The following is a 22130-nucleotide window of genomic DNA, read 5'->3' on the forward strand; positions in this document are numbered from 1 at the left end:
CTCCACAGGCAGGATTCGAACCTGCGACCGATCGGTTAACAGCCGATAGCTCTACCACTGAGCTACTGTGGAATAATGTTTCGCTTCAGACTTTAATAATTATAAGCGTTAATGACCACCAAGTCAACACTTGATTGAAAAATCCGTTTGATTCGCTAATCAAACCCGCATATCTCATCAGCGACTTTTATAATATATCATCGATTTTTGTGGAAGTCAACAAGCTATTTAATTTTCTTCAACTTGCCGCGGCATTTCCCACAAACATAACGGTTCGTATCCATTCTTCGCTTTCTTCGATATACAGTTTCACAATCACTACACTGGTACTGGTGTTCAACTTTCACGGTTCGCTTCATGTCCGGAAGAATCTCACAATACCTTGAACCATCCACTGCTGCTAGGAGTTCTTTAAAGTCACGGTCACGGTGACGGTACCCTTTGTTTTGTAAGTGTAGATGATAATGACATAATTCGTGTTTAATAATTCCGATTAATGCATCATAACCGAACACCTCAAGTTGCTTAGGATTTAACTCAATATCATGACTACGCAACAAGTAACGTCCACCTGTTGTTCGCAACCGATTGTTAAACCTTGCTTCATGCTTAAAAGGTAACCCAAAACTTTCTTCGGAAATATGTTCAACTAACCTTTGTAACTCTTCTCTATCCATTTGATATCCGCCTACCCCATAAAAAAATCTAAAAACTTATCAACTTAGACAAACTCACACACATATAGTATTAATAATATCACAATGGTGCTTAAGGAGGCTAAATATGCCACATTGGCTTAAGAAGCAATTAAAAAACGCCTACCTTCAAAAAGATCGATATCAAATCCGCCTATTAAATCAATGTTGGTTTTACTACAAAAGGAGGCAACACCCTGAAAGTAAAAAGACCTGCTAACATGGAAGTTAGCAGGTCTTTACCACTTATTGTATTTGCTTTTCCGGTGTAAGCATCGTTAGGGCAACCCGCCCTTTCTTCTCATCAACACTCTCCACCCAGACAGTAACAACGTCACCAACTGAAACGATTTCCATCGGATGTTTTACATAGCGGTTGGTTAGCTTTGATATATGGACAAGACCGTCCTGTTTTACACCAATATCAACAAAGGCACCAAAATCAACAACGTTCCGAACCGTTCCTTGTAGTTCCATGCCTTTTTCTAAATCCTCAAGCTTTAAAACATCCTTTTTCAATAGAGGTTTTGATAAATCATCACGCGGGTCACGACCAGGGCGAATGAGCGCATCAATAATATCACGTAAGGTCGGTTCACCGATTTCCAGTTCAATTGCCCGTTGACTGACATCTAATCCTTGAAGCTTTTCCTTAACGGAGTCAGTTCCGATATCATCTAATGTTGCCTCAACAGATTGTAACAACTTCATCGTTTCCTGATAGCTCTCCGGATGAATCCCTGTTCGATCTAACGGATTGTCACCGTCAGGCACACGCATAAAACCTATACTCTGCTCATACGTTTTCGCACCTAACCTCGGAACCTTCTTCAATTGTTTGCGATCGGAAAATTTCCCTTCTTCTTCACGCTTTTTAACAATATTATTCGCTACTGCCTTGGACAGACCAGCAACATACTGTAATAACGAACTAGAAGCTGTATTAACATTCACTCCTACTTGGTTAACTGCCGTTTCAACTACAAATGTAAGGGACTCATTTAACCGCTTTTGCGAGACATCATGTTGATACTGCCCAACTCCAACCGATTTTGGGTCAATTTTCACTAGCTCAGCTAAAGGGTCTTGGAGGCGTCGAGCAATTGAAATCGCACTCCGTTCTTCTACTTGTAAATCTGGGAACTCCTCCCTAGCTAAGTCTGATGCCGAGTAGACACTCGCTCCAGCTTCATTAACAATTAAGTAGAAGACATCTTTCTCTACTCCTTTTAAGGTATCAGCAATAAATTGCTCCGTCTCCCTTGATGCGGTTCCATTCCCAATCGCAACGACATCCACATTAAATTTGTTAATCAGAGAGTGAACGACCTGTTTTGATTTTTCGGTTTCATTTCGTGGCGGGGTTGGATAAATAACCTCAATCGCCAGCACTTTCCCCGTATCATCAACGACAGTTAATTTACAGCCTGTACGATAAGCAGGGTCCACACCTAAAACGACCTTATCTTTAATCGGTGGCTGTAAAAGAAGGTTCCTCAAATTCTCCGAGAATATGTGGATGGCTTGTTCTTCTGCCTTATCTGTCAGTTCGTTACGAATTTCACGTTCAATCGATGGTTCAATTAACCGTTTATAACCGTCTTGAATTGCTCTTTCTATGTATGAAACGGCGATTGAACCATGCTTTTTTATATATGTTCGTTCAAGTAGCTTCTGAATTTTATCGACAGGGAACGAGATCGAGACTTTGATGATATCTTCTTTTTCACCTCGATTCATCGCTAACACCCGATGGGGCACAACCTTTTGAACGGGTTCCTCGTATTCATAATACATCTCATAAACGGCCTTTTCATCAGCCTCTGCTTTCTTTTCCTTTGAAACAACTTTCCCTTCTTTAAACGCCAATGTTCGAATCTGCTTACGGATATCGGCATCATCTGATACCCACTCTGCAATAATATCTTCAGCCCCTTGGATCGCATCTTCTGCAGTTTGAACCTCTTTCTCCTCTGATATATAATCGCTCGCCACCTTGGTGACGTCACCTTCCCGAGGTAACGAAAACAACCACGCAGCTAACGGCTCTAACCCTTTCTCTTTAGCGACGGTCGCCTTTGTTCTTCGCTTTTGCTTATACGGACGATAGAGATCTTCTACCTCTTGCAATTTTTTAGAGGTTTGAATTTGGGCTTGTAATTCATCTGTCAGTTTTCCCTGATCACTAATCAGACGAATAACCTCTGCTTTTCTATCCGCTAGATTTTTAACATATTGCCACTTTTCAGTGATGTCACGAATTTCCACTTCATCAATTCCACCTGTTAATTCCTTCCGATACCTTGCGATAAATGGAACTGTATTTCCTTCATCAATTAACTGAATGACATTTTTTATCACTTTATCTGAAATTTTCACTTCCGTAGCTATTTGCTTTATCATAGCTTCTGTATTAATAACTTCGCTCATTTGCAGGCCTCCTTGAACGTATATCTTTACCACCTTTTTCCGTTTCTACACAGTAAAATAATTCTGTACCTCTACAACAGTCCCTGCTATAGAATTTGGTATTAGTATAGTAGGAATTTGGTTTTTCACTATATATAACCTAAAAAAGAGCCTATCTCTCACATGCTAGGCTCTTTCTATCATAGCTTACCAACGATAAAAGTTAAATCATCTTTTATCGGTTGACATTTACTTATCGTTTCTGTTAATACCAATTGTGGAGAAGTCTCGACGGCTTCTATAAGCTCACGATCTAGTTTCCCACTTACACCATCTGAGCATACCATAAACAGTGTCCCATTATCATATGTATACTCTTGTGTTACGAGTGGATACTTCCTTCCTGAAAGGTAACCTTGTGTCGGAATCGGACGTATGACATTACCATTTGCCATTTGTAGTGAAAATTTGGTATTCCCGACATTCGTATAAAAAATTTTCTGAACCTTAAAGTCTATTTTAACAATCGTTATGACGACACCACGCTTGTTTACCAAGGCCGTATTACAAAGATCGATTATCCTCTGACCACTAAGATGATGATTGTGTTCAATAACAGACGTTGCCGCAGTTGCTGCGCGCCTCGCCTCACGACCACTCCCTAGTCCATCAACAACAGCACATAAAAAGTATTCAGAGGTTCGAACCATATAATAGTCATCCCCGCAACAGTCATTACCTAGCTTAGCTCGTTGATACACAACTGCCTCTATCATGCCATCACTATATTGATCAATCATTGAATACACTCCGATGGCTCTAATCGAATCGACTCACGAAGCTTCTGCAACGCCCTTCGTTGCAACCTAGAAACATGCATCTGTGATATCCCAAGTCGTTCACCTGTTTCCTTTTGACTTAGGTTCTTAAAGTAGGTGCATCGCAATATTTCCTCTTCACGCTCAGTCAATACTGAAAAAGCTTTTTCAAGCACCATCTGTTGATCCGCCTTTTCATAACCAGTCTCATTACAGCCAACCAAATCTAATAAGGTGACCTCGCCACCTTCTTGATCAGCCTCAAGTGAACGATCCACAGACAACGCTTGATAGCTTTTCCCCATCTCCATCGTTTCCAATACTTCCTCTTCAGACACTCCTAGAAACGCGGCAATTTCTTTTACATTTGGGGAACGCTGGTATTCGTTCGTTAATTGCTCAACAGCCCTTTTTATTTGTGGTCCAAGCTCTTTTATTCTTCTTGGTACATGGACACTCCACGTTTTATCACGTATGTACCGTTTTATCTCGCCAATAATTGTTGGGATAGCAAATGATTCAAAGCTCCTCCCTATTTCATCATCGTAGCGACGAAGTGCGGCTAACAGCCCAATCATCCCCACTTGGATGAGATCATCATCAACTTCCGGTCCATTCCTTGAAAATTTCTTCGCTAGTGATTGTACTAGCGGCTCGAATTCTTTCACTAGTTTTGTTTGAACCTCTTCTGTCCGTTCATGTTGAAATTGCTGAATCCATTGATAAATTTCATTTTTCCTAGTTCGATGTTGATGACGTTGAGATTCCGTCGACATCCTGTTCCACCCCATCTCTATGTAGGAACTTTGTCATTACGATAACAACCCCAGATTCTTCACTAATTTCAACTTTATCCATTAGCGTATTAATTAAAAAAAGACCTAGCCCCCCTTCTTTTAATTCACCAATTGGCTTATCAACATCAATCGGCCCTAACGTAGCTCTTAGTTCATCTAAATCATAGCTTTCACCCTTGTCTGCAACAATAATCTCTAAACGATCATCGCAAACATGAAAGGAAACAGCTATATTTCCACTATCCTCATAAGCATGATCAACTACGTTCGTACATGCTTCTGCAACAGCAATTTTAATGTCTTCTATATCATCATAGGAATAGCCAATTCGGTTTGCAATTCCAGAAACAGTCAAACGGACAATCCCTACATACTCAGGCTTTGCAGGAACTTTTAAATCAACGAAATCACCGATCTGTGTCATTATGCTCGCTCCCTTTCTTCGTCGATATCTATTACTTCATCTAACCCTGTTATCGTAAATAAGCGTTTCACACGACTCCTTACACCTACTAGCTTTAATTTACTTTGATGTTGATGTGATGATTTAAGCGCACCGATAAAAATCCCAAGTCCAGTACTATCAATATAAGTAAGCTCAGATAAGTCAACAACCACTACTTGACCCTCTTCTTCTGTTAGTGGCAATAACTGTTTCCTTAATTCAGGTGCTGTATATGCGTCCACTTCTCCGGCTAAGTATAAATAACAAATATCGTCTTCTCGCTTATGTTTGTAATGTAAATTCATAACTTCTTCCCCTCCCGTTCAACAGTTGGTCTATATGCTTTACCACGTATCGATTCCGATTAAACCTTTCTCCGTAAAATCATTAGCGTAAAATCATCCGTTAATTTAAAGCCTTGCATTTCGTTTAGCTCTTTATAAACGTGCTCAACCACATCTTGCGCAGGTTGATCCATATATTTTCGGATAAGACCTGTGATTTCTTCCCTTTCGATAAAACGATCCCCATCCCTACATTCCGTGACACCATCCGAAAGTAATACGATAAAATCTCCAGCCTCTACTTGCTTTGTATATTCACGAAATGTTGTCTTTCTTGAAACTCCGAGCACAAGCCCTTTTGCATATAACTCTTCAAAACTATCATTGTTTGCGTGATAATAGAAACCTGGTTCATGGCCTGCTCCAGAATAAGAAAACTGATGGACACGTGGATCATAGGAGCCATACATCATCGTAATAAACATGCTATCATCGACATTTTGCTCTACGACCCGGTTTAAGTTTTCAAGTAAGGCGCCTGGTTGCATCCGTTGCTCAGGCAAACTATCCATAGCATATTTAATCATTGACATACAAAGGGCAGCTGGGACACCTTTACCGATAATATCAGCAATCGCAATTCCAATACAGTTATTTTCATCTTGAATGTAATGATAATAGTCGCCACTCATTTTATGAGCAGGTACACTTATCACACCGATATCTAAAGATTCATCGTTCGGTAACCTACTTGGCAACAACGTCTGTTGCATACTTGCCGCCACATCGATCTCAGCCTCTAGCTCTTGTTGGCGATCACGAAGACTTTGGTGCTCGCGATAGGCCAAGCCATAGCCAATCATTACTTCCAACAAGAACTCAAAAGAGTCACTAACCTCGTCTGGTATATCAGGGAGCAACTCTTCGATCACCGTGCGGTGCAAACTAACCATTTCCTCTGGTGATATTTGATTCTCCAGCATCCGTTTGCTAAATTGTTGCGCTTGATATAGATCTTGTTCTCGCTTATGTAGTAAGTATTTCCGAATTAAATTTTTATAATTACGATGCAATTGTACGTACGTATCTCTCATCATCTTCCCCCTTTTAACGGAGCCACTTAACCACGGTAATCGTTGTCCCTTCATTTTCTTTTGAATCAATTGAGAATTCGTCCATGAGACGCTTCACACCAGGTAGCCCTGCTCCTAACCCACCGGAAGTTGTAAAACCATCCTCCATCACTTGACGAACATCAGTAATCCCTGGTCCTTGATCAGCAGCGACAACCTTGATGCCTCGCTTGAGTTTATGCTTATCAAATAATTCTACAACCTCCATACAAACCTTCCCTTGATTTGCATACAAATAGATGTTTCTAGCTAATTCCGAGATTGCTGTCGTAATTCTCGCTTGGTCTACATTTCCAAAACCAATGTCCTTAGCTAAGCTACGCCCCTCTTGCCTTGCCGCAACAATCCCCCACTCACTATTAACCTCGACGCAGGACTGAACACTCATTGTCATCGCTCCAATTCCTGTTGTAATTTCTCAAGACCTTGTTCGAGGTCAAGTGCTGTGGGAACACCTTTAAGCTTAACGCCCATATCAACCAAGGTAATCGCAACTGCTGGTTGAATACCTGTCAGTACAACTTTGGCACCTAATAGATTAGACATGGCAATTACATCCCCTAGCACCTTTGCAATAAAGGAATCAATGACCTCTACTGATGTCAGATCAATCACTACTCCTGATGAACCTTCTTGATGTATTTTATTTAAAAGGTCTTCTTGAAAGCGGAGAGCCGTTTGATCATCTAGTTCCACTTGAATACTAATGAGCAAATAGTCATACAGCTTTAAAATTGGAATTCTCACGATATCCCCTACTTTCTATATATCTACCATTTTTTTATTTGTCATTTCTAATGCCGTTTCGATTCCCTTTTGCAGCGAGCTCTTCGTTGGGAATTTCCCTAATTCAATTCCAAGGTTGACAATAGTTTGTGCAATCTCTGGACGAATCCCAACTAGAATGCACTCAGTCCCAACAAGACGAACAGCCTCAGACGCCTGAATAATGTGGTTAGCGACCATTGTATCAACAACAGGTACCCCCGTAATATCAATCAGTACAACTTGTGAACGATGTTCAATGACACCCTCTAATAAGTTTTCCATAATTAGTCTTGCCCTCTCCGTATCAATTGTACCGATTAAAGGCATGACACTAATATTTTCAAACACAGGGATTAATGGTGCTGACAATTCCCGCAAAGCCATCTTTTGTAGATTAATTGTGCTTTCCCATGATCCATTATAGTCATTAACAAATTGGTTAATGATGGAGTCTATCCACTCCTCAACATCACAAGATAATCGATACACCTTCTTGGCATCATCCTCCTCAGCAGCTAACGCTTCAAAAACCATGCGCCGAAACGTTTGCAGTCCTTGTGTAAAATACCCAAGTGGCCATCCAAGCTTGATCAATCGACTCGTAAATTCACTTAGCCGTTCCCCTGTCTGTTCAACGTCCGCATCAAGGGTATGTAAAATCGTTTGAATAAATTCTCGATTTGTATGCTGATAGACGGCATCTGACATATTTTCAAGATTTTTATCTCGTACAGCTGTTAACTCTTCCAACCAACGTTCAACGAGTTCGTCCTTTCTCGAATGGATGAACTCCACAATAAAAGGTTGCATGAGCTCTCCCCCTTTTCACTATTTATGTAGTCATATTATTTCATTTATTGCACACGCTTGCAAAGAAGACGTTTATGAATGCTCACGTTCGGAACATTTTACTAGACAACTGCATGACTTTATTCCTAAAATGAGAGAACAGACCGAGATCGTGTTGGTCGCGCCCCGGTCTGTTCAACGCAAAAAAAGTTGCTTCTACTCTAAGAGACGCAACTTTTTTCAACGTATCAAATATATTCACTGCTGAAAACTTCAATAAAAAATTATTAAAAATCAATTAGTCCTAAGCTAATTTGCAGAGCGTCATTCACCCGACTCATCATATCATCATCCAAATGAGTAATCTTATCCGTTAAACGTTGTTTATCAATTGTACGGATTTGCTCCAATAAAATGACTGAGTCGCGGTCAAATCCATACCGTTTCGCATTAATCTCAACATGAGTCGGCAGCTTCGCCTTCTGGATCTGCGCTGTAATGGCTGCGACGATGACGGTCGGACTAAACCGATTCCCTATATCGTTTTGGATGATAAGAACTGGTCTTACTCCACCTTGCTCTGAACCAACAACAGGTGATAAGTCCGCAAAGTAAACATCGCCACGTTTTACAATCAAAACCTACACCCCACTAACTAAGCGATCTAGGGTATGCTCTGCTTCCTCCTCAGCAAGAAAAGCTTCTGAAGCAATGTTTAAATTAATCTTCGCCATCTCCATATAACCCTGTTGCATCGTCTCACGAATTTGACGTTTTTTCCGTTCTCGAAGATACATCTTAGTAGCTTGATAAATGAATTCGTTTCGATTTACATTTTCTTGCTCAATGATCCCATCCACCTCATTCAACAAATGTTGTGGTAAACTTATCATAATTCGTTTTGTGCTCTGTTCAGACACAGGCAAACACCCCCACGTACACCTTAACGACCTTATTTTACGTTCCACAATTAATAATAGCATTCTCAATCATGATTTGCAAAGCTGTTCTGATGTTTCTCCTTATCTGATATTCGTCAAATTTCTTAGTTTCCCTTCTCAAGAAAACAATTTGCAATTGAATCGCTGCGATATTAGAGCCGGATTCCATTTCTGATGGCAATGATTTTTTGTTCTTCAATAAATATCCTTGGCACACGACTTCCAATCATACATGGAATTTCATAGTTAATTGTTTCCAATCTCTTTGCGACTTGGTCCACTGTAATTCGTTCATCTTGTTGAGAACCAATTAATGTTGCAACAGTTCCTACCTCGACCTCATATGGTAAACGTACCATACACTGGTCCATACATACTCTGCCAACAATCGGGGCACGCTTTCCATCAACCAGTACATAGCCTCCTTGACTTGAATGGTAACGAAACCACCCATCCGCATAGCCAATTGGTATCGTAGCGATCCATTGCTTTTCAGCAGCAACATAAGTGGCACCGTAGCTAATCGCATCCCCAGGGTGAATTTCCTTCACCTGAATAATACGACTGTGTAATGAAAAAGCCTCTTTCAAGTTAACTGGTATCTCTTCTTTGATTTCCTCTGAAGGAGACAGACCGTACATGGCAATTCCTAACCGCACCATATTAAAGACTTTGTCAGGGAACCGCAAGCCTGTGGCACTATTACCACAATGAATAAACTTAACAGAGACACCCCAATCTTCTAGCCATGCTAACACATCTAAGAAACGGCTATACTGCTTATTGAAGTAATCAAGGTCCGTATCATCGGCAGTAGCAAAATGAGTAAACACTCCTTCGAGCTCGAACATTTCGCATGATTGGATTAACGTTATAACAGCTTTTCCATTTTCTTTATTTGTTATTCCAATTCTACCCATACCTGTGTCAAACTTTACATGCAAGCGTAACGACTGGTCCGCTGTGTAATGCTGCTTAGCTTCTAGCAACCATTCTTCTTGATAAACCGTTACTGCTATTTGATGAGCCGCTGCGAGATTTACATCGTGCGGACGTACACGACCAAATACTAAAATTGGCGATACAATACCAGCTTGTCGAAGTTGAAGTGCTTCATCAAGGAATGATACAGCTAAATATCTTGCACCCGCTCGAATCGCCCTCTTGGCTACTTCTACCGCCCCATGACCGTAAGCATTCGCTTTCACCACAGCCATAATATTCATTTCCTGTTTGAATATACCTTTTATTTGTTTGATATTCTCTTCGATGTGATCTAGGTTTACCTCAACCCATGTATCACGAAAAAACTGTTGCTGAACTTCCACCGCGCTCCCTCCTCGGAATTCGACCCCAAGGTTTTTCTACATAACCCTTAGCTTTATATTTGATTATTACGCTCACATTTGCTGTTGTCAATCGACCTTAGTCATTGTCTATTTTATAACGTATGAAGTCGATATTAGTCTTATTTTCGCATTTTTTTAGGAAACGTTCTCTATATGCACTCTAGGAGGGCGTTCATTGGTACGATTCACTTAAATTCCTTGTGGAAATTTACAAAAGCAAAGGGCTCAGTTCCCTTGTAGATCACCTGAGCCCTTTTGCTTATGCTGAAATTATTTAACCTGTGTTCCGTAAACCGAACGAGCCACCGCCATCATTTCTTCCTCATCTAGATCTTCAGAAGCTAGGAAGAAATCTACACCATCATACGTCCAACGAATAGAATCGTTTGACATCACACCAACGGTAAATCCTAGGTCAACAGGGTCCCCCTCAATGACATCCATTGGTGTAGTCGCAGGAACAACACGTGCTTTTTCTTGAATGAGTGTATACGATTTGTCACCTGTGTAGGACAAAATGTATCTTGAGCCATCTTCAGTTTCTACTTGTTCTGATTCTGTTAAGCTAGAACCTTGAGGCTCATACATAGGAAAGTAAACCGTCATCGGCTCCTCTGAATCAGGTTCCGCCATTGTCGGCACTTCCATTTGCGCACCTGTCATGTTGCGGTCCATTCCAAAATCACCTTCATCGAAACTGCTGTTCATTTCAAAGCTAGTGAAATCAACTTGAACTAATACTTCAAAGTCAGCATCCATAATTTTAACAGAAGCTGGTGAGAGATCATTTTTATTTAGTGTAATTTCTTGACTGTTTAAATTTTTATTTTGATAGTTCGTGTTCGTTTGGAAAACATAGTGTTCTTCACTTGCATTAAACGTACGCTCTGCATCCACTAAAACATCTTCAATTAAAGATTCGTACAAGTAAACTTGGCTGTTATTGTTCGGCCAGTCACTTTGGAATCGGAAGCTTTTATTTAGGGCTGGTGTAAGCACAAATACCCCATCATCGTTTCGTAAAATAATCTGACTTTGATCCTTCTCTTCATTTTTTAGAGCTACTCTATAATAGTTCTCTTTTTGGTGCCAAATCTCAACATCATATTGCTGTGGCTCATTACCTGTCTGCAGCACCATCGTTGCATTGGCTTTGTATCCAGTCATTCCATCTAACTTTTTCTCAAGATCTTCAATGATATCCTCTTGCGTTTTCTCACCACACGCAGCTAGAACTAGCATGATAACTACACCCACGATCAACATCTTAAACGTTTTTCTCATCGTTTCACCCCTTTGTCTCGATTCAACGACAAAGGAGGGTGTCCATTACGACCTGTGGTTTATGATAGAAATGCACGCAATACCCTCGGTAATGTGTCAATCACGTCTGTCGCCAAGACATCCAGCACCGATGAGTCTTGCTCAACTAAAACGTCAGCTACTTTACCATGAAGAAACACAGCATTATTAATAGCAGTTTGAATGGATTGATGCTGGGCAATAAAGGCTAATATCATCCCTGTGAGGACATCACCTGAACCACCCTTTGCTAACGCAGGATTTCCCGTTGTATTAACAAATTGCTGCCCCTTTGGTGTCGTCACAATTGTGTATGGCCCTTTTAACACTAAATAAATACCGTATTCTTTTGCAAACTGCTCTGATAACGAGAAACGATTTCTCTCCACTTCTTGAACTGAACAACCAAGCAGGCGAGCCATCTCACCCGCATGTGGGGTTAAGATCGTCTCGGCCTTTCTTTCTTTTAACTGTGGTAAAAGTTGTTGCAAATGAAACAAGCCATCTGCATCTATAATTAAAGGATCTGTATAGTTTTTTAATAATCCTGAAACAATAGTCTCTAGGTGAGTACAACGGCCTATTCCCGGTCCAATAGCGATTGCATCAAATTGATCAACTCGAAGATCATTTGCTGTTTCCAAACCATCGAGCCCTCCATCTCTTGACGCAAGAGGTTTAAATGTGGCTTCCACCACTTGCGATGCAACAATGTCATGAATGATATCAGGAACCGCTAACGTAACGAGTCCGGCACCACTACGGTGACAAGCCCTTCCAGCTAAAATAGCCGCACCTGTCATTCCTTGAGACCCAGCAATAATACTAACCTTTCCATGGTTTCCTTTATGAGAAGAAGCCTGCCGTTTCGGTAATGTTTGTCGTACGTCAGTCTCGCCCCAAATCGACCGGTTTGGAGCAACCTTCTCGATTGCTTTGTTTGGAATGCCAATGTCAACAACCTCTAACTCACCATAGTCATTTGCCTCAGGGTACATATAAGCACTAAGCTTGGGACATTGTAACGTAATCGTCCGTGTCGCATGAACGCAAGGGGTCGACTGACCACCTTCATTTGCTGCTAATCCACTAGGCAAATCAACAGAAATGACTTCAGCTTGACTATTATTCATCGTTTCTACAATTTCATTATACGGATGGCGAAGCGGTCCTTTTCCCCCGGTTCCTAGAAGTGTATCAATGATGACTGTATAATGAGGGAAAGTCGCTGCGAATGTACCTTTTTGGTCGCTATAAGGGTACAGAGAAAACCCTGATCGCTTGTAAACGTCCATATGATATCGAGCTGCACCTTTCACTCGATCCTCCTCAGGAACTAACCACGTATCAACAACGTAGCCCTTTTCCTGCAAGGCTCTTGCGATTACAAATCCATCTCCTCCGTTGTTTCCAACTCCAATAACCACAGCAATTCGATCGGTTTTTTCAATCCAAGTCAGCAGTTTACGAACAACGGCCTGGCCAGCATTCTCCATTAACAACTCTTCTGCTAAACCAATTTCTTCAATGGTAAAACGGTCAATTTGGTGCATTTCTTCACCAGTTACCACACGCATAATAGGTCCCTCCTAACCGCACTAACACTATATGAGACAAACTCACACAATATGCAGACTAGCTTGACAAGCGCTCAATGACTACTTGTGCAATGGCATACTCCTTACTGTGAGATATTGATAGATGAATATAATCTTCGGTTGGATAAGAAACAACTGGTTTTCCAAAGTGATCATTACTAATTTCAATGTCCTGCCAACCGACTTGCTTACTAATCCCAGTCCCTACCGCCTTGACAAAAGCTTCCTTTGCCGCAAAACGCCCCGCCACAAATTCTATGCTTCTATGGTGAGGCAACCGTCGATAAGTCTCCTGTTCCCCTGGGGTTAAAATTCTCGAAACGAACCGTGGTTGTTGCTTTATTAACTTATCAATGCGTGCTAATTCTACGATATCTATACCTATCCCTGTAATCATCTGCTGTTCCTACCTCTTTAGTCATAATATTGTCCAACTCACATACATTTCAATAGTAACTTTTCAACACGTTAGCCTATTCATTATGCTAAAATGAGAGCATATCTCATTGGCTTATCGCTTATTATTAAGTATTCATATAAAAGGTGGTTTTCTATGTTTATTCGTAATGAAAGTTTCTACACATTCAGGCGAAACTACCCTGTTATAACGATTCTAGTCGCTATTCATTTAATCCTGTTTGTTTGGATGAATTTTTTACCGTTCGGTTCATTGGTTCGCAACCTTGGCATCGGCTTTAATCCTCTCATCGCCCAAGGTGAGTATTGGCGCTTAGTCACTCCGATCTTTATGCATATTACGCTAAGCCATGTGTTGTTTAACTCATTTTCACTCGTGTTGTTTGGGCCAGCGCTAGAGCGGATGCTCGGAAAGTTCCGTTTTATTCTTATTTATATCACAACGGGTGTCATTGCTAATATTGCTACGTTCTATATCGGTGGTCTAAACTACCCACCTCACCTGGGGGCTTCTGGAGCAATTTTTGGACTATTTGGCATCTATGTCTACATGGTGTTAAATCGTCAAGACTTAATTGACCAAGCAAATTCTCAAGTTGTCATGACGATTTTAATCATCGGCCTGGTCATGACGTTTGTAAATACAAACATTAATATTTTTGCACACCTGTTCGGCTTGATTGCCGGAGCAGCCCTTGCACCAATTATTCTTCGTAAGGCTAGACCGTTTTATCAATACCGACATGTCTTTGATGATAATGAAGTCAGTTTTGACCCAAATCGCTGGCGTAAACGTCGTGTCAATAAACAAGTCGTCCAAAAAATCATCTGGATTAGTTTTGCAGTGCTTGTGCTCGTCGGTCTACTTGTTCGATTTATGTAACCTAGACCGACCAATTGCAAGAATCATATAAGTAACCAGCAGAGGATAACATATGAAAAGAAGCGACCGTTGCACTTTCTGTGTGCTACGATCGCTTCTTACTTTCTCATTGAGTTAGGCCGTCAACAAACGTATTGACATTATGCTCCATCATTTTAATATACGTTTCAGCGCCACTACCTTCAACACCAACAGCATCGGTATAAACTTCCCCGGCAATGTCTACCCCAGTATTATCTGAAACAGTCTCCATGTAGCTTCTACTTACTGTCGTCTCTACAAAAATAGCTGGTAATTGTCTGTCGCGTACAACGTCAACTACGCGTGACATTTGACTAGGAGTACCTTCCTCATGTGAATTCAACTCCCAGATGCCTTCCGTTTCCATACCATATGCCTCACCAAAGTATTTAAATGCATCCTCACTAACGACTATAACACGCATATCTTCAGGAATTTGTTCTACCTGTTCAGCAATCCAACCATCAAGCTCTTCAAGTTCCTCAATGTAAGCTGCTGCATTTTCTCGGTAAACTTCTTCACCTTCAGGATCTCGTTCGACTAAGTCATTAACAATGGTTTCTACCTTTGTAATGACGTTCGTTACATTCATCCATGAATGGGGGTCATCAACATCTCCACCTTCTAACTTAATAGGCGTGATACTTTCTGTAACTTCAACAGTTGGCACATCACCGACATTTTGCACTAACCCTTCGAGCCATTCCTCTAAATTAAAACCATTGATGTAAAAAACATCTGCATCACTTACCTTTTGAAAATCACTAGGTATCGGCTCATATTCATGAGGCTCTTCTCCAATCGGTACAATGTAATCAACGGTACCACGATCACCGATGATTTCACTAACAACATCATTCAAAATCGAAAAACTTGTTACGATATATAAACCCTCATTTTCGTCAGTAACAACTTCATCCTGCGGTTGGTTTTCTTCCCCGTTCCCACAACCAACAAGGAACAAACTAAACATAACAATCGACACGACCATCAGAAAGAAACGATCACTCTTGAACATACGTCTTCCTCCTCTATACTAATTTTTAGCCAAAAAAGTCTTTAACAAATATCAATGGCACTAACATTTGATTTTGATGACAACAATAGTTTTTGTACTAGCTAATAATCTTTCCCATGTGCAACTTTTATTTTTCCATAAAAGTCTCTAAATGTCTATACTATTTTATGACTTTTTAAAAATCGGGCTTGGTCCTTTAATTAAACGTTTGATTAACGCAAATAACGCCCTAATCTTATCAACAACCTCGATCGCTCATTTCTCCCCTTAGCGAACTATCGAACTCTAATCTAAGATGGTTCAGGTACGCATACATCTCCTCTCTGACTATTCAGACTTGCTAGCTCAATCCATATCTTTTTCCACAAAAAAAAGACCAAAGCCAAGTTATGCTTTAATCTTTTTGTATCATATTTATTTAGATGCCTTATCTAGAATTTTATAAAAGTAGAAAATACAAAGACTACTAACCGCAATAATAAACAGCGATGCTAATGCCGCTTCGTGTACCATTTCATCATTTGCATAGCGATAAGCTTGTGTTGCAAGTGTTGAGAAGTTAAATGGTTGTAAAAATAGTGTCAACGGTAATTCCTTTAAGATATCAACAAACACGAGAATAAAGCCACCAAAAATCGCCCCTCTTAACATTGGAATATCGACTTTAAAGAACGTTTTGATTGTCGACATCCCTAAACCTCTTGATGCCTCTGTATAAGACGAACCGATTTTTTCAAATCCGGCTTCAATTGCATTAAAACCAACAGCCATGTAACGGATAATATAGGCAGACACTAACATCACAAGCGTCGTCCGTAGAACCATCGCCCCATTTAAGTTTAAGAACTCAGCGACTGTTGCAGACAAACCATCGATACTCATAAAAATCGTAATCACTGCAATCGCAATCGCAGCACCCGGGATCGAGTAACCAAGAGCAATCACTCGCGAGAATATCTTCGGCAAAAATCCCCGATGCAAACGTGTATAGTTTCCAATGATTAAGGCGACAACAACAATAATAGCAGAGGCAATCCCAGCTACGAAAACAGAATTATAAACTAAGGTAATGAATTCGCTACTAAAAACATTTTCGAAGGTCAAGAACGCCCAATAACTTAATTGCAAAACAGGAATGAAAAAAGCAATCAAAAAGATGAAGGAGCAGTAAGAGAATACTAGCCATTTATTTGTACCTTTCAACTGCTTAGGCTCTATCGGTCGTACATTTGCCGTTGAAGAGCTATAGCTCTTTCTGCCACGGATTAGTTTTTCAGCAACTAAAATCACAATAACTAGAAACATCAATATTCCTGCCAGCTTTAATGCAGAATCAAGATCTTGCATCCCATACCATGTTCTAAAAATGGCGGTACTAAATGTTTGGATTCCAAAGTAATTGGCTACACCATAATCATTAAGTACTTCCATGACAACAAGAACCACGCCACCGATAATCGCTGCTCTTGAAAGCGGAAGGACGACACGGAAGAATATTTGAAACGTATTGCCCCCTAGTAATCTTGCATTCTCAATAATAGAGGCAGATTGGTTCTCTAAAAACCCCTTTGTTATTACATAGACATAGGGATAAAGGAACAGCGTAAATATAAAAATAGCCCCTGGGATCGTCATAATGTTAAAGTACTTTTGATCCACCATAATGTCGAAATCTCTTAGTGTTACTTGAATAACACCTGTATAGTTCAAAATCCCATGATACGTATAGGCTCCCATATACGCAGGGATCGCTAATGGCAAAATTAATGCCCATTTAAAGAAATTACGCAAAGGGAATTTATAACTTGTAATAAGCCAGGCAAGGCTTGTCCCAATAAACATGGTAGCAAGCGCCGTAAAGACGACAATAATTAACGTGTTGTACGTATAGTTAATTAATAAATAATCCTTAATATGCTGCCAGTTTTCATTAGGCTCAGTAAATAAATTTATACCGATTAGGAAATTTGGAATGATAATAATCGAAATAAATAGTAGACTTAGCACTGCCCATAGATTCATATGTTGTTTGGTTTGCTGTATCAGTTTCACTGTTGACACATCCTTAAGACAAAAATACAACCGCAATCACAATCAACTATTAAAAATAATTAAAACTAGCATTAATTATACAGAAATTCATAACTAATTGAAACTACAATAAATAACAGAGGCCGGGACTAAAGGTAAACCAACCTTTGTCCCAGCCTCTTGCGATTACTACTTCCACCCAGCGCGGTCAAAAATTCTCATTGCCTCTTGCTGGTTTTGTCCTAATACTGATAAATCAATATCTTGCTCCTCAAACTCTCCCCATGATTGTAAAAGTTCTGCCGGCTCAACATTCGGGTTGGCTGGGTATTCAAAGTTTGCAGAAGCAAATTTACCTTGCGCATCTTCACTAGATAAGAATTCAATGAATTTAACTGCATTATCTGCATTTGGTGCATGTTGTGTAACAGCAGCACCACTAATGTTTATGTGAGTACCATTTGTCTCTTGGTTCGGGAAGAAAATGCCCACGGACTCAGCAACTTCAACTTCATTAGCATCTTCAGAGTTTAGCATACGACCGATATAGTACGTATTCATAATTGCTACATCTGCTTCACCAGCTGCAACACCCTTAGCCTGATCACGGTCACCGCCTTGAGGGTCTCTAGCCATGTTATTAACAATACCTGCTGCCCATTCTTCTGCTGCTTCTTCACCATTAAGCTCAATGAAAGATGCTAGTAACGACTTGTTGTACATATTTTCAGATGAACGGATTAAAACTCTATCTTCCCACTCTGGCTCGGTTAGTGCTTCATACGTTGAAAGCTCAGATGGATCAACACGATCCTTATCATATACAATTACACGTGCACGCTTTGTGATACCAAACCATTCATTATCAACATCACGTAACTTCTCTGGAATGTTTTCAAATAGAACATCACTTTCTACTGATTGTAATAGGCCATTTTCCTTTGCAACATGCAAGTTCCCAGCATCTGCAGTGATAAAGACGTCAGCTTCAGTTTCTTCACCTTCGATATTCATTCGTTCAATTAATTCATCGCCTTTACCTTCAATAACGTTTACCTTAATACCTGTTTGCTCTTCAAAGACATCGTATAGTTCTCTGTCCGTATCATAGTGACGACTTGTATAAAGGTTAACAACACCTTCATCTTCATCTTGGCTTGCTTGCTCTTCTGCAGTTGTGTCATCTGGAGAGTCTTGTTGACCTGCACCGGCATCCGTCTCTTCACTTGAGCCGCACCCTGCAGCAATAACTGTTAGTAAGACTAGCATTGCAAAAAATAGTAGTTTAAAGCTTCTTTTCATCTTAATATTCCCTCCTACGTTTTAAACGTCTAAATGAAATTAATTATCATTTCTAAATAGAATTATATTGGTATTGATAATCATTGTCAATAGTATTTGAAAACGGTTTTCAATTAAATTTAAAGAATCAGACTTTCATTTTTAAACATGAAATAAGGCATACGTTCGAAAGCGCTAATCAAACCTATGCCACATGATCTATCAATCTTGTTAACTTTTATAATACTAATCAACAAGGGCAACTAATTCAGGTTTAATATCAAATGACACAACAGAACCAACTTCAACTTCTTGTTCCACAGGCGCATAGATCACCATTGGTTCTGCTACACCTGTTTCAGATGGTAAACGTAATTCAACTTCTTGGTATTCACCACTGTATGTGACTCTTTCAACTTTCCCTGTGTAGCGGCCCTGCTCTACTAAATGGCAACCCTCAGGGCGAATCGAAACTTTCACTTGGTCCAATAGATTTTCAGTTCGTTGAGGTAAACATACTTTCCCGATATGTGTATCTACATGCTTCAAATCTTGGCAAAGCGTACCCGTCAATAAATTGGTCTTACCAACAAATTGGGCAACAAAGCAGTTTTTCGGACAACGGTACATTTCTTTTGGCGTTGCAATTTGTTGAATGACACCATCATTCATCACAACGACACGATCGGAAACTGCAAAGGCGTCTTTTTGATCATGCGTAACAATGATCGCTGTTGTGTTAGCTTTACGCAATATATTTGTAATTTCAAAGCGCATCTTCTCTCTTAAGCCCGCATCTAAGTTACTAAACGGCTCATCCATCAATACCACATGCGGACGAGGTGCTAATGCTCGTGCTAACGCAACTCGTTGTTGCTGACCACCAGAAAGTTCATGAGGGAATCGACGTCCGTAATCATCTAATCCAACTAATTCAAGGACCTCTTTCACTCTCTTCCTCTTTTCCCGGGTATTCATTTTTTTCAAACCGAACATAACGTTTTTTTCTATAGTTAGATGGGGGAATAGGGCATAGTCTTGGAACACCATACCGATCCCTCGCTTTTCAGGAGGAAGAGAACGGCTATCATTATGCACTACTAAATCACCAATTTGAATTTTCCCGACACTTGGCTGTTCAAAACCTGCAATCATGCGTAAAGTCGTTGTCTTACCACACCCACTAGGACCTAACAATGTGATAATTTCACCTTTTTCAATGTCTAGGTCAACACTGTCTACCGCCGGTTTGAAATCTTGATTAAAAAATTTTGTGATCTGATGTAACTGAATGAACCCCATAATAAACCTCCAAGAGAAAATATAGTTAGTTCGTTTGATAATTTATAATTATTATAATGAGAATGATTTTCATTGTAAGTGAATTATATCACACTAAAAAGTCAAACGTCAATAAATGCAAGCGCTTTCAACATTTCTTAGCGTTGAATTGTCGGAATTCTCAGCCGCTAGAAAAAAATTTCAAAAAAAAGTCACAACTTCATGTGACTCCATACTCATTAGCTACCTGCTCTTAACCAGTAAGTTAACAGCCTCTTTTATTGTTTCATCGGTATCTTCACCTTTTTCTATCTGTTCACGGATACATGACTCTAAATTATTACTGACAACAACACCTATTGCACGATCAAGAGCATTCCGTATTGCAGCCATCTGACCGACAATATCTTGACAGTCCTTCTCTTCCTCCATCATTTTTAGCACCCCACGGACCTGACCTTCAATTCGCTTTAATCTATTTTTAACTTTCACATCATATTCCATGTAAATGCCTCCATTGTTTTTAACTTTATTATACATGAAACCATGCTCCATAGCATCCAATGTAGCTCTAGCTAACACCCCTAGACATCTGTCACCTCATTTGTAAAACCGCACGAATCACTGCATTATCTTTGATAACATACGATAAACCGACACCTATAAATTAAGGGGAGATCATCATGCCCAATCTAAAAAAACCAATGCATGAACCTATAAGCTATAAAGGGGTGACTGCTACCTTTACATTTTTAGCGATTACAATTGTTGCTAATATTTATATGATGATTCCACTCACTAACGACCTCCACCATTTATTCACCGCTTCAACAACACCCATGGCCTGGGCTAGCAGTATTTTTATGTTATTTTATGCTTTTGGCTTATTGATCTTTGGTCCATTATCATTGCGATTTCGCCCTAAACAAATCATTCTTTTTGGATTAGTTGCTTTAATTATCTGCACATCTACGCTAGCTTTTGTTTCAACTATACATTCCCTACTGATCATCCGAGCATTACAAGGTTTTTTTGCAGCCTCGTTTGCACCTGTTGCTTTTACCTATCTCTTAGAACAATTCCCTCCTGAAAAGAGACTGTTACCACTCGCCCTAATGAATAGCGGTTTCCTAGCAGCTGGGATCTTCGGGCAATTTATGGGTGCTAGCCTTCTTCTTCTATATGATTGGACTATTATGTTTCTTATATTTTCAGCCATTTACCTTATCGGCTTTTTTCTCGTCGTATGTTACGTGCCGCAAACAAAAACACCTAAGTTGCGCCAAAACCTTCTTTCAACATGGACAAAAATGTTTGCTTTAATACTTAAGCGCCCTTTACGTTACACCTACTTGATTACAATTACGTTATTACTTTCGTTTGTTAGTTATTATGCTTCAGTAGGCGAACATTTAAAAGTGGTCCATCAAACGAATGAACAACAAATTCTATTTTTTCGTGCATGTGGATTGATCGGGATGTTTGTTATCCCCTTTCTTAATGATGTTTCTAAAAAATTTGGCTACATAAACCTGCTTATCATTGGTTTATGTGCGTCAATCGCTGGTTTAGCAGTCGAATTATTTTTCACACCCCTAGGTGCTAGCTATATATCGTCAATACTATTCGTAAGTGGGATTGCAGTCGTCATCCCTGTCATAGTGCATCTAATTGGCACTCTAGATCACAGTTACAAAAGTGAGGCAGTTTCACTCTATACGTTCATTTTATTAATTGGGGCTGCTCTCGGCTCAATAATAGCTTCATTAACTAGTCCAAAAACGATGTACATGATTGTAATTGCTCTACTTGTCATGGACCTCATGGTTGTTTCGTTACTAAAGCGGTATTTGTAGTTTATTTCACGGAA

General features: G+C 40.0%; 24 protein-coding genes and 1 tRNA gene. 3 read left to right on the forward strand and 22 right to left on the reverse strand.

What is annotated here, in order from left to right; genetic code table 11:
• Together KH400_RS19255 and KH400_RS19260 are read right to left on the reverse strand one after the other, a co-directional pair.
• A tRNA-Asn gene (locus KH400_RS19255) sits at positions 1–72 on the reverse strand.
• Between the two features lie 152 nt (positions 73–224).
• Positions 225–677, reverse strand: a complete 453-nt coding sequence (locus KH400_RS19260; RefSeq protein WP_217227500.1) for a SprT family protein — start codon at positions 675–677, stop codon at positions 225–227.
• Positions 678–783: 106 nt separating this feature from the next.
• Here KH400_RS19260 and cmpA point away from each other — a divergent pair, with 106 nt between their 5' ends.
• Positions 784–915: a cortex morphogenetic protein CmpA gene (gene cmpA / locus KH400_RS19265; RefSeq protein WP_217227501.1), complete on the forward strand. Its 132-nt coding sequence runs from the start codon at positions 784–786 to the stop codon at positions 913–915.
• Positions 916–941: 26 nt separating this feature from the next.
• Here the strand turns inward: cmpA and KH400_RS19270 are convergent, their stop codons facing one another.
• From KH400_RS19270 to acpS, 15 genes are all read right to left on the reverse strand, one after another.
• Positions 942–3125 carry a Tex family protein gene (locus tag KH400_RS19270; RefSeq protein ID WP_217227502.1) on the reverse strand — a complete coding sequence of 728 codons (2184 nt, stop codon included), beginning with the start codon at positions 3123–3125 and terminating at the stop codon, positions 942–944.
• Between the two features lie 179 nt (positions 3126–3304).
• The gene (locus KH400_RS19275; RefSeq protein ID WP_217227503.1) at positions 3305–3904 is read right to left on the reverse strand and encodes a SpoIIE family protein phosphatase; all 600 of its coding nucleotides are present in this window, start codon (positions 3902–3904) and stop codon (positions 3305–3307) included.
• Positions 3901–4698 carry an RNA polymerase sigma factor SigB gene (gene sigB / locus KH400_RS19280; RefSeq protein WP_217227504.1) on the reverse strand — a complete coding sequence of 266 codons (798 nt, stop codon included), beginning with the start codon at positions 4696–4698 and terminating at the stop codon, positions 3901–3903. Before sigB ends, KH400_RS19275 begins: the two co-directional genes overlap by 4 nt.
• Positions 4661–5143, reverse strand: a complete 483-nt coding sequence (gene rsbW, locus KH400_RS19285) for an anti-sigma B factor RsbW (RefSeq protein WP_217227505.1) — start codon at positions 5141–5143, stop codon at positions 4661–4663. The genes sigB and rsbW overlap by 38 nt, the downstream gene beginning before the upstream one ends.
• Positions 5143–5469, reverse strand: coding sequence for an STAS domain-containing protein (locus tag KH400_RS19290; RefSeq protein ID WP_217227506.1), 327 nt, complete (start codon positions 5467–5469; stop codon positions 5143–5145). Before KH400_RS19290 ends, rsbW begins: the two co-directional genes overlap by 1 nt.
• A gap of 59 nt (positions 5470–5528) precedes the next feature.
• A complete protein-coding gene (locus KH400_RS19295; RefSeq protein WP_217227561.1) occupies positions 5529–6542 on the reverse strand; it encodes a PP2C family protein-serine/threonine phosphatase in 1014 nt (337 codons plus the stop codon).
• Positions 6543–6555: 13 nt separating this feature from the next.
• Positions 6556–6969, reverse strand: coding sequence for an anti-sigma regulatory factor (locus KH400_RS19300; RefSeq protein WP_217227507.1), 414 nt, complete (start codon positions 6967–6969; stop codon positions 6556–6558).
• A 2-nt stretch (positions 6970–6971) separates the two neighbouring features.
• The gene (locus KH400_RS19305) at positions 6972–7328 is read right to left on the reverse strand and encodes an STAS domain-containing protein (RefSeq protein WP_217227508.1); all 357 of its coding nucleotides are present in this window, start codon (positions 7326–7328) and stop codon (positions 6972–6974) included.
• Between the two features lie 15 nt (positions 7329–7343).
• Positions 7344–8159 (reverse strand): RsbT co-antagonist protein RsbRA, encoded by an 816-nt coding sequence (gene rsbRA, locus KH400_RS19310; protein ID WP_217227509.1) that lies wholly within the window; start codon positions 8157–8159, stop codon positions 7344–7346.
• Positions 8160–8425: 266 nt separating this feature from the next.
• Positions 8426–8776, reverse strand: coding sequence for a type II toxin-antitoxin system PemK/MazF family toxin (locus KH400_RS19315; protein WP_026675763.1), 351 nt, complete (start codon positions 8774–8776; stop codon positions 8426–8428).
• Between the two features lie 3 nt (positions 8777–8779).
• Positions 8780–9031, reverse strand: coding sequence for a CopG family ribbon-helix-helix protein (locus KH400_RS19320; protein ID WP_246589877.1), 252 nt, complete (start codon positions 9029–9031; stop codon positions 8780–8782).
• Between the two features lie 200 nt (positions 9032–9231).
• Positions 9232–10407, reverse strand: a complete 1176-nt coding sequence (gene alr, locus KH400_RS19325) for an alanine racemase (RefSeq protein ID WP_217227512.1) — start codon at positions 10405–10407, stop codon at positions 9232–9234.
• A gap of 291 nt (positions 10408–10698) precedes the next feature.
• On the reverse strand, positions 10699–11712 hold the full coding sequence (locus KH400_RS19330; RefSeq protein ID WP_217227514.1) for a LolA family protein: 1014 nt from the start codon (positions 11710–11712) through the stop codon (positions 10699–10701).
• A 59-nt stretch (positions 11713–11771) separates the two neighbouring features.
• Positions 11772–13307: an NAD(P)H-hydrate dehydratase gene (locus KH400_RS19335; protein ID WP_217227515.1), complete on the reverse strand. Its 1536-nt coding sequence runs from the start codon at positions 13305–13307 to the stop codon at positions 11772–11774.
• A 58-nt stretch (positions 13308–13365) separates the two neighbouring features.
• Positions 13366–13725, reverse strand: coding sequence for a holo-ACP synthase (gene acpS, locus KH400_RS19340; protein WP_217227516.1), 360 nt, complete (start codon positions 13723–13725; stop codon positions 13366–13368).
• Between the two features lie 156 nt (positions 13726–13881).
• Here acpS and KH400_RS19345 point away from each other — a divergent pair, with 156 nt between their 5' ends.
• The gene (locus tag KH400_RS19345; RefSeq protein ID WP_217227517.1) at positions 13882–14628 is read left to right on the forward strand and encodes a rhomboid family intramembrane serine protease; all 747 of its coding nucleotides are present in this window, start codon (positions 13882–13884) and stop codon (positions 14626–14628) included.
• Positions 14629–14734: 106 nt separating this feature from the next.
• On the opposite strand, the gene KH400_RS19350 is transcribed toward KH400_RS19345, so the two are convergent.
• The 5 genes from KH400_RS19350 to KH400_RS19370 form a co-directional block, all read right to left on the reverse strand.
• A complete protein-coding gene (locus tag KH400_RS19350; RefSeq protein ID WP_217227518.1) occupies positions 14735–15667 on the reverse strand; it encodes a metal ABC transporter substrate-binding protein in 933 nt (310 codons plus the stop codon).
• 414 nt (positions 15668–16081) lie between these two features.
• Positions 16082–17689 (reverse strand): ABC transporter permease, encoded by a 1608-nt coding sequence (locus KH400_RS19355; RefSeq protein WP_217227562.1) that lies wholly within the window; start codon positions 17687–17689, stop codon positions 16082–16084.
• Positions 17690–17887: 198 nt separating this feature from the next.
• Entirely contained in the window at positions 17888–19000 is a 1113-nt protein-coding gene (locus KH400_RS19360) for a Fe(3+) ABC transporter substrate-binding protein (RefSeq protein ID WP_217227519.1), read from the reverse strand.
• Positions 19001–19225: 225 nt separating this feature from the next.
• Entirely contained in the window at positions 19226–20281 is a 1056-nt protein-coding gene (locus KH400_RS19365) for an ABC transporter ATP-binding protein (protein ID WP_217227522.1), read from the reverse strand.
• Between the two features lie 222 nt (positions 20282–20503).
• Complete coding sequence (locus tag KH400_RS19370) at positions 20504–20764, reverse strand: metal-sensitive transcriptional regulator (protein ID WP_217227524.1); 261 nt, start codon at positions 20762–20764, stop codon at positions 20504–20506.
• 179 nt (positions 20765–20943) lie between these two features.
• Here KH400_RS19370 and KH400_RS19375 point away from each other — a divergent pair, with 179 nt between their 5' ends.
• Complete coding sequence (locus tag KH400_RS19375; protein ID WP_217227525.1) at positions 20944–22116, forward strand: MFS transporter; 1173 nt, start codon at positions 20944–20946, stop codon at positions 22114–22116.
• The last annotated feature ends 14 nt before the right edge of the window (positions 22117–22130 follow it).

The sequence above is a fragment of the Desertibacillus haloalkaliphilus genome (genome assembly GCF_019039105.1).
In the GTDB taxonomy this organism is placed as follows: domain Bacteria; phylum Bacillota; class Bacilli; order Bacillales; family KJ1-10-99; genus Desertibacillus; species Desertibacillus haloalkaliphilus.

What these genes read in the sequence shown, in the direction of transcription:
- rsbW (WP_217227505.1), bottom strand. Translation starts at nt 5,143, where the DNA reads ATGACACAGATCGGTGATTTCGTTGATTTAAAAGTTCCTGCAAAGCCT.
- sigB (WP_217227504.1), bottom strand. Translation starts at nt 4,698, where the DNA reads ATGTCGACGGAATCTCAACGTCATCAACATCGAACTAGGAAAAATGAA.
- KH400_RS19290 (WP_217227506.1), bottom strand. Translation starts at nt 5,469, where the DNA reads ATGAATTTACATTACAAACATAAGCGAGAAGACGATATTTGTTATTTA.
- KH400_RS19270 (WP_217227502.1), bottom strand. Translation starts at nt 3,125, where the DNA reads ATGAGCGAAGTTATTAATACAGAAGCTATGATAAAGCAAATAGCTACG.
- KH400_RS19320 (WP_246589877.1), bottom strand. Translation starts at nt 9,031, where the DNA reads ATGATAAGTTTACCACAACATTTGTTGAATGAGGTGGATGGGATCATT.
- acpS (WP_217227516.1), bottom strand. Translation starts at nt 13,725, where the DNA reads ATGATTACAGGGATAGGTATAGATATCGTAGAATTAGCACGCATTGAT.
- KH400_RS19260 (WP_217227500.1), bottom strand. Translation starts at nt 677, where the DNA reads ATGGATAGAGAAGAGTTACAAAGGTTAGTTGAACATATTTCCGAAGAA.
- KH400_RS19345 (WP_217227517.1), top strand. Translation starts at nt 13,882, where the DNA reads ATGTTTATTCGTAATGAAAGTTTCTACACATTCAGGCGAAACTACCCT.
- KH400_RS19330 (WP_217227514.1), bottom strand. Translation starts at nt 11,712, where the DNA reads ATGAGAAAAACGTTTAAGATGTTGATCGTGGGTGTAGTTATCATGCTA.
- cmpA (WP_217227501.1), top strand. Translation starts at nt 784, where the DNA reads ATGCCACATTGGCTTAAGAAGCAATTAAAAAACGCCTACCTTCAAAAA.
- rsbRA (WP_217227509.1), bottom strand. Translation starts at nt 8,159, where the DNA reads ATGCAACCTTTTATTGTGGAGTTCATCCATTCGAGAAAGGACGAACTC.
- KH400_RS19300 (WP_217227507.1), bottom strand. Translation starts at nt 6,969, where the DNA reads ATGAGTGTTCAGTCCTGCGTCGAGGTTAATAGTGAGTGGGGGATTGTT.
- KH400_RS19295 (WP_217227561.1), bottom strand. Translation starts at nt 6,542, where the DNA reads ATGAGAGATACGTACGTACAATTGCATCGTAATTATAAAAATTTAATT.
- KH400_RS19360 (WP_217227519.1), bottom strand. Translation starts at nt 19,000, where the DNA reads ATGAAAAGAAGCTTTAAACTACTATTTTTTGCAATGCTAGTCTTACTA.
- KH400_RS19350 (WP_217227518.1), bottom strand. Translation starts at nt 15,667, where the DNA reads ATGTTCAAGAGTGATCGTTTCTTTCTGATGGTCGTGTCGATTGTTATG.
- KH400_RS19355 (WP_217227562.1), bottom strand. Translation starts at nt 17,689, where the DNA reads ATGAATCTATGGGCAGTGCTAAGTCTACTATTTATTTCGATTATTATC.
- KH400_RS19335 (WP_217227515.1), bottom strand. Translation starts at nt 13,307, where the DNA reads ATGCGTGTGGTAACTGGTGAAGAAATGCACCAAATTGACCGTTTTACC.
- KH400_RS19275 (WP_217227503.1), bottom strand. Translation starts at nt 3,904, where the DNA reads ATGATTGATCAATATAGTGATGGCATGATAGAGGCAGTTGTGTATCAA.
- KH400_RS19370 (WP_217227524.1), bottom strand. Translation starts at nt 20,764, where the DNA reads ATGGAATATGATGTGAAAGTTAAAAATAGATTAAAGCGAATTGAAGGT.
- KH400_RS19375 (WP_217227525.1), top strand. Translation starts at nt 20,944, where the DNA reads ATGCCCAATCTAAAAAAACCAATGCATGAACCTATAAGCTATAAAGGG.
- KH400_RS19365 (WP_217227522.1), bottom strand. Translation starts at nt 20,281, where the DNA reads ATGGGGTTCATTCAGTTACATCAGATCACAAAATTTTTTAATCAAGAT.